Source organism: Streptomyces sp. WELS2 (assembly GCF_013870595.1).
In the GTDB taxonomy this organism is placed as follows: Bacteria; Actinomycetota; Actinomycetes; order Streptomycetales; family Streptomycetaceae; genus Streptomyces.
This window is the reverse complement of record NZ_JACBWZ010000410.1, coordinates 1-5,545: the sequence shown is the minus strand read 5'-3', so window position 1 is coordinate 5,545 and position 5,545 is coordinate 1. Positions and strand designations below refer to the sequence as shown.

8 protein-coding genes and 1 pseudogene are annotated in these 5,545 nt (G+C 72.5%); 8 read left to right on the top strand and 1 reads right to left on the bottom strand.

The features are described from left to right. The 4 genes and pseudogenes from H5J33_RS21860 to H5J33_RS37655 form a co-directional block, all read left to right on the top strand. A pseudogene (locus H5J33_RS21860) lies at positions 1–327 on the top strand (4-alpha-glucanotransferase); the annotation flags it as partial. Between the two features lie 8 nt (positions 328–335). After that, positions 336–1,547, top strand: coding sequence for a sedoheptulose 7-phosphate cyclase (locus H5J33_RS21855; protein WP_181796616.1), 1,212 nt, complete (start codon positions 336–338; stop codon positions 1,545–1,547). Further along, positions 1,540–1,911, top strand: a complete 372-nt coding sequence (locus H5J33_RS21850; RefSeq protein ID WP_181796615.1) for a cupin domain-containing protein — start codon at positions 1,540–1,542, stop codon at positions 1,909–1,911. The genes H5J33_RS21855 and H5J33_RS21850 overlap by 8 nt, the downstream gene beginning before the upstream one ends. After that, positions 1,892–2,281 (top strand): hypothetical protein, encoded by a 390-nt coding sequence (locus tag H5J33_RS37655; RefSeq protein WP_258565286.1) that lies wholly within the window; start codon positions 1,892–1,894, stop codon positions 2,279–2,281. Before H5J33_RS21850 ends, H5J33_RS37655 begins: the two co-directional genes overlap by 20 nt. Here H5J33_RS37655 and H5J33_RS21840 read toward each other — a convergent pair. Beyond that, on the bottom strand, positions 2,259–2,951 hold the full coding sequence (locus tag H5J33_RS21840; RefSeq protein ID WP_181796614.1) for a FadR/GntR family transcriptional regulator: 693 nt from the start codon (positions 2,949–2,951) through the stop codon (positions 2,259–2,261). The two genes, H5J33_RS37655 and H5J33_RS21840, sit on opposite strands and share 23 nt — an antisense overlap. Positions 2,952–3,033: 82 nt before the next feature. Between H5J33_RS21840 and H5J33_RS21835 the strand changes: the two genes are divergently transcribed. The 4 genes from H5J33_RS21835 (at position 3,034) to H5J33_RS21825 (ending at position 5,529) form a co-directional block, all read left to right on the top strand. Beyond that, positions 3,034–4,350 (top strand): CynX/NimT family MFS transporter, encoded by a 1,317-nt coding sequence (locus H5J33_RS21835; RefSeq protein WP_399552899.1) that lies wholly within the window; start codon positions 3,034–3,036, stop codon positions 4,348–4,350. Between the two features lie 56 nt (positions 4,351–4,406). Further along, on the top strand, positions 4,407–4,526 hold the full coding sequence (locus H5J33_RS37650) for an SGM_5486 family transporter-associated protein (RefSeq protein ID WP_258565284.1): 120 nt from the start codon (positions 4,407–4,409) through the stop codon (positions 4,524–4,526). A gap of 199 nt (positions 4,527–4,725) precedes the next feature. Further along, on the top strand, positions 4,726–4,932 hold the full coding sequence (locus H5J33_RS21830) for a hypothetical protein (RefSeq protein ID WP_181796612.1): 207 nt from the start codon (positions 4,726–4,728) through the stop codon (positions 4,930–4,932). A gap of 78 nt (positions 4,933–5,010) precedes the next feature. Further along, positions 5,011–5,529, top strand: a complete 519-nt coding sequence (locus tag H5J33_RS21825; RefSeq protein ID WP_181796611.1) for a histidine phosphatase family protein — start codon at positions 5,011–5,013, stop codon at positions 5,527–5,529. The last annotated feature ends 16 nt before the right edge of the window (positions 5,530–5,545 follow it).

Below are 5,545 nucleotides of genomic sequence, written 5' to 3'. Positions count from 1 at the left end.
GCCGCGGCCGCGGCCGAGCGCGACGGCTGGCTGGCGGAGCTGGAGCGGCTCGGCCTGCTGCCCGACCCGGAGGGTGACGTGGTGGCGCTGCACCGTTTCCTGTGCCGGACACCGGCGCGTCTGCTCGGTGTCTGGCTGCCCGACGCGACCGGCGACCGCCGGTCCCAGAACATCCCCGGCACGTCCGCGGTGTACCCCAACTGGCGGCTGCCCGTGAGCGACGCCCAGGACCGTCCCGTACCGCTGGAGGACCTGCCCGGACAGCCCCTGGTGGCGGCTGTGTCCCGGGTGTTCGGGCACCTTTCGCGGCGCGGTGAGACCACGTGAGGAGAGAGATGACAAGCCAGGTTCTCGACCGGGTCGGGCATCCGCCGGCAGGGGTCCGCGAGGATTCCGGCGGTTTCGACCTGAGCGCGCCGGACGGCACCCGCTACCGGGTCGACCTCGCCACCGGAGTGCTCGATCCGGCCGACACGCTGCTCGCCGGCCACCTCGGGGAGCGCCGGGTCGTGGCCTTCGTCAGCGCGACCGTCGACCGGCTCTACGGCGACCGGCTGCGCGCCTATCTGGAGGCGCATGTCCGGCCCGGCCAGTGGTCGTTGCATGTGATACCGACCGGTGAGCACCACAAGACCCTCGCCGCGGCGGAGCACGTGTGCGCGCTGGCCAAGGCGGACGGGCTGGACCGGCACGGCGTGATGCTCGCCGTGGGCGGTGGCATCGTGGCCGACGTCATCGGCTTCGCCGCGTCCATCTACGCCCGCGGCGTCCGCTACATCAAGGTCAACACCACCCTCGTCGGCCAGGTGGACGTCGGGGTCGGGGTCAAGACCGGTGTGAACGCCCTGCGGACGAAGAACATGTTCGGCGCCTACCATCCGGCGCACGCCTCCCTGAACGACCCGTCCTTCCTCGCGACGCTGCCGCACCGGGAGATCCGCTGCGGGCTCGCCGAGATCGTGAAGATGGCCGTGATCCTGGACGAGGACCTGTTCCGGGCGCTGGAACGGCACCCTGACGCCTTCCGGCGCCCGGACGCCGACAGCGGCGGCGCGCACCACTCCCACGGGGAGCTGGAGACCTACATCCTGCGCACGTCGATGCGGCTGATGATGGAGGAGCTCTGCCCCAACCTCCGGGAACACGAACTGGCCCGGCTCGTGGACTTCGGCCACACCTTCAGCCCGGTGGTGGAGACGGCCGGCGGCCACCGTCTGGAGCACGGCGAGGCGGTCGCCGTCGACATGGCGCTCTCCGCGCATCTGGCACGCCTGCTCGGCCTGGCGGACGAGGAGACCTGCGACCGGGTGGTCCGGCTGCTGCGGCGGATCGGGCTGCCGGTGTTCGATCCCGCCACCTGCACCCCGGAGCTGATGACGCAGGCCCTGCGCGCCTCCTGGCAGCGCCGGGGCCGCAAGCTGCACCTCGTGGTGCCGACGGGTATCGGCAAGGCGGCCTTCGTGGAAGAGCTGGAGGACGTCCCCGCGGACGTCCTGGCGGCCGCGCTGGCGGCACTGGCGGCGGACGGGGAGCGGCGCGATGCCTGAGGCCGTGGTCAACCTGCGGGAACTGCTGACCGGCAAGGAGCGGGACCACGGCGGCCTCGGCACGATCCTCGCCCACCGCGTCTTCGCCCGCCGCCCCGGCTCCCCGGGCGCGGAGTTCATCGACCTGGCGGTCCTGCCGCCGGGCACCTCGATCGGCCGGCACCGGCACGGCGCCGACCGCGAGACCTACATCGTGCTGGACGGCGACGGCCTGATGTACCTCGACGGCGAGGAGTTCCGGGTCGGTCCCGGTGATGTGGTCGTCAACAGCCCCTACGGCGAGCACGGCCTGCTCAACGACGGTGAGCGGGAGCTGCGGCTGCTGGTCTTCGAGGAGGGGACGGATGAGCGGCGGACCGGCTGACGAGATGTTCACCGTGGTCGACGTGGGCGGCACCACGCTTCGGGTCGGCGACTACGACCCCGCGACCGGGGCCGTGCACCGGGTGCGCCGGGTGCCCGTCGACGGTATGCACCGCGATCCGGGCGCCCCGGTGGCTGTCCTCCAGCGGCGGGTGGGTACGGCCGTCCGCGGCTCCCAGGTGGTGGCCTACTGCCACAACCCCTATGTCGACATCGACCGCGTACGGCTGCACATCGAGTGCGCCCGCTGGTGGGACATAGACACCGACAGCGCCCCGGCGGACGCCTGGCCGGCCATGACCGTACGGCTCACCGGCCGGTGCTGGAAGGAGGTCCGCTCGGTGTGGATCAGCCACCAGAAGGCGCGCTGAACCGGCCCGGATTGCACAGGAACGGATAGCTCGCGGCCTCCCCGGCCGCCGCCTCGGCGTCCCCCGCGCGGATCGCGTCCACCAGGCGCGCGTGGTCCATGTGGGTCTCCGGGGTCAGCTCCGCCCCGACGTCCGCGCGCAGCCAGTCGCGCAGCACCTCGCCGAGATCGGCGTACATCGCCGTCATCACGTCGTTGTGGGAAGCGGCCACCACCGCCAGGTGGAAGGTGGCGTCGGCCGCCACGAAGGACTCGGTGTCGCCCGTCTCCCACGCCTGCTCGCGCCGCACGAGCAGCGCGTCCAGCTGCTTGAGGTCCTTCTCGGTGCGCCGTTCGGCGGCCAGCTTCGCCGCGGCCGACTCCAGTGTGGAGCGCAGTTCGGCGATGTGCCGAGGGTCGGCGTCGGCGAAGCGGCGGTGCATCACGCCGGCCAGTTCGCTCGTGGCCACGACGTACGTGCCCGAGCCCTGGCGGATGTCCAGCAGACCGTTGTGCGCGAGCGCGCGGACGGCCTCGCGGACGGTGTTGCGGGCGACACCGAGCTGCTCGACCAGTTCCGGTTCGGTGGGGATACGGGAGCCGACCGGCCACTCGCCGGTGGCGATCTGGTTGCGCAGTTCCGCGATGACCTGTTCGGACAGCGCCGAACGACGGGGGTGGCTCAAGGGCATGGCACACCTTCGCACGTAAGGACCGGGCGCGGACGCTCCGGGGATGGACAGGCAATCATCCTATGATTCTATGATGGGCCTTATGGCTAGTGAGGAAACCCGGACAGTGGAGACCCGTACGGCGATGACACCGACCCCACGCGGTGCGGCCGCCGCGACGAACACCCCAGAGACGACCCCCGGCGCGGGCCGCACGCGCGCGTGGGCGACCCGGCTGGTCGTCGTGGGCATCATGCTCTCCGCCCTCAACCTCCGGCCGGCCATCACCAGCCTCGGCGCCCTCCTCGAAGAGGTCCGCGACGGGCTCGGCATGAGCGGCAGCGTGGCCGGATTGCTCACCTCCGTGCCCCCGCTGTGCTTCGCCGTCTTCGGCGTGACGGCACCCCGCCTGGCCCGCCGCTTCGGACCGGCCGCCGTGGTGTGCGCCGGCATGGCCGCCATCGCCGCCGGCCTGGTCGTACGGCCCTACCTCGGCAACACGGCGGGATTCCTGGCCGCCAGCGCGCTCGCCCTGATGGGCATCGCCGTCAGCAACGTCCTGATGCCGGTCATCGTCAAGCGCTGGTTCCCCGACCGGGTCGGCTCCATGACCGGCCTGTACTCGATGGCCCTGGCCGCCGGCACCTCCCTCGCCGCCGCGCTGACCGTCCCGCTCACCGACGCCATGGGCGGCAACTGGAGGTCCGGCCTCGTCGTGTGGGCGACCATAGCCGCCGCAGCCGTCCTGCCCTGGCTGCCGCTGCTCCGCCACCGGGGCCCGGCCGAGACCCCGACCCAGGAGCCGGCGCCCGGCACCGCGCCGGAGCAGGCACCGCTGCGCATCACCCGCAGCCGCACGGCCTGGTCGCTCGCCGTCTTCTTCGGCCTCCAGGCCACGGCCGCCTACATCACGATGGGCTGGATGCCGCAGATCTTCCGGGACGCCGGCGTCCCGGCCGGCACCGCCGGTGTGCTGCTCGCCGTCACCATGGTGATGGGCGTGCCGCTGGCCTTCGTCATCCCCCGGGTCGCCACCCGCCTGCCCCACCAGGGGCCGATCGTGCTGGTGCTGGGCGCCTGCGGGCTCGCCGGCTACGCCGGGCTGTACCTCGCGCCGTCCGGCGGCGCCTGGGCCTGGGCCCTGCTGCTCGGCGTCTCCAACTGCGCCTTCCCGCTCGCCCTGACCATGGTCGGCATGCGCGCCCGCAGCGGCCCGGGCGTGGCCCAGCTGTCCGCGTTCGCCCAGAGCACGGGCTATCTGATCTCCATCCCCGGCCCGCTGCTGGTCGGCGTGCTCTACCAGCAGAGCGGCGGCTGGGGACTGCCGATCGCCCTGATGGCGGCGCTGATGGTGCCGCAGATGGTGGTGGGCTTCATCGCGGGCCGTGACCGCACGGTCGAGGACGAGGCGACACGCTGACCCGACCGGGGTGCCCCGGCGCCGCCGCGGGGGAGGCGGGGTGCGAGACTGGACGCATGCAGCCTGTGCTCGACCCGAACCCGCAGAACGGCCAGAAGAAGATGCTGCTCGTCTTCGGCTCGTTCCTCGCCATCTTCGTGATCATCGCCGTGGTGGCCATCATCGCGTCCCCGTGACACCGAGGACGTTTCCCGTCCGGCCATGACGGCGTGTCCCTGCCGGATGGTGGTGCCGGCACCACCATCCCCTAGGGGGCCGGGGTCAGGGTCAACTGGGTGGGAATCCGGATGGGTTGGCGGCCCTGGATTCCGTAGCTTCGAGAGGTGACCGCGCGAGGCGGTCCATGCCCTCGAAGACTCACCCACGGAGGCGACCATGCCGGCCCGCACCCCCTCCCGGCCCCACCCGGCGACCACGGGCGGCGCCGGCACCCGACTGCCCTGGTGGGCGCTCGCCCTGCCCGCCCTCGCCTTCGTCGCGCTGCTCGCGCTGATACTCAACCCGTCGGACGCCCAGGCGGCCGGCGGCGATCCGGCGATCGCGCGGTTGCTGGAGCGCGTCCAGCGGCTCGTCACGCGCTGACGGCAAGCCTCCTCACGCGGTGAATCCGCATGTCAACTCCCTGCGCCGGGTGGCCCGTTTCATGCGAAGCTGGATCTCATGAGCGTCGCAGAACCCCGCAGGATCGTCCTCTTCCGGCATGCGAAAGCCGACTGGCCCCAGGTTCCCGACCACGAGCGCCCACTCGCCGAGCGAGGCCGCATGGACGCCCCTGTCGCCGGACGCAAGCTGGCCGACACCGGCATCACCTTCGACCTGGCCCTGTGCTCCACGGCGATCCGCACCCGCGAGACCTGGAAGCTCGCCGTCCAGGAGCTGCCGCACCGGCCGAAGACCGTCTACGAGGAGCGGATCTACGAGGCCTCGCCGGGCGAGCTGATCGCCGTCCTCAACGAGCTGCCGGACGAGGCGCGGAACGTGATCCTCATCGGCCACAACCCGGGCGTGCACGGTCTGGCCGAGATCCTGGCCGGCTCGGCCGCGGGCGACGCGCGCGCCCGGATGAACCGCCGTGGCTTCCCCGCCGCCGCCTTCGCCCTGCTCTCCTACGACGGCCACTGGAAGGGCGTCGAGCCCGGCGTGGCCACGCTCACGGACTACTGGGCCCCCTCCGAGTGACCCGGCGCCGCCCCGG

Bases quoted from the DNA above. Each gene is read 5' to 3' on its own strand.
- H5J33_RS21835 (WP_399552899.1), top strand. From the start codon at position 3,034: ATGGCTAGTGAGGAAACCCGGACAGTGGAGACCCGTACGGCGATGACA.
- H5J33_RS21825 (WP_181796611.1), top strand. From the start codon at position 5,011: ATGAGCGTCGCAGAACCCCGCAGGATCGTCCTCTTCCGGCATGCGAAA.
- H5J33_RS21855 (WP_181796616.1), top strand. From the start codon at position 336: ATGACAAGCCAGGTTCTCGACCGGGTCGGGCATCCGCCGGCAGGGGTC.
- H5J33_RS21850 (WP_181796615.1), top strand. From the start codon at position 1,540: ATGCCTGAGGCCGTGGTCAACCTGCGGGAACTGCTGACCGGCAAGGAG.
- H5J33_RS21840 (WP_181796614.1), bottom strand. From the start codon at position 2,951: ATGCCCTTGAGCCACCCCCGTCGTTCGGCGCTGTCCGAACAGGTCATC.
- H5J33_RS37655 (WP_258565286.1), top strand. From the start codon at position 1,892: ATGAGCGGCGGACCGGCTGACGAGATGTTCACCGTGGTCGACGTGGGC.
- H5J33_RS21830 (WP_181796612.1), top strand. From the start codon at position 4,726: ATGCCGGCCCGCACCCCCTCCCGGCCCCACCCGGCGACCACGGGCGGC.
- H5J33_RS37650 (WP_258565284.1), top strand. From the start codon at position 4,407: ATGCAGCCTGTGCTCGACCCGAACCCGCAGAACGGCCAGAAGAAGATG.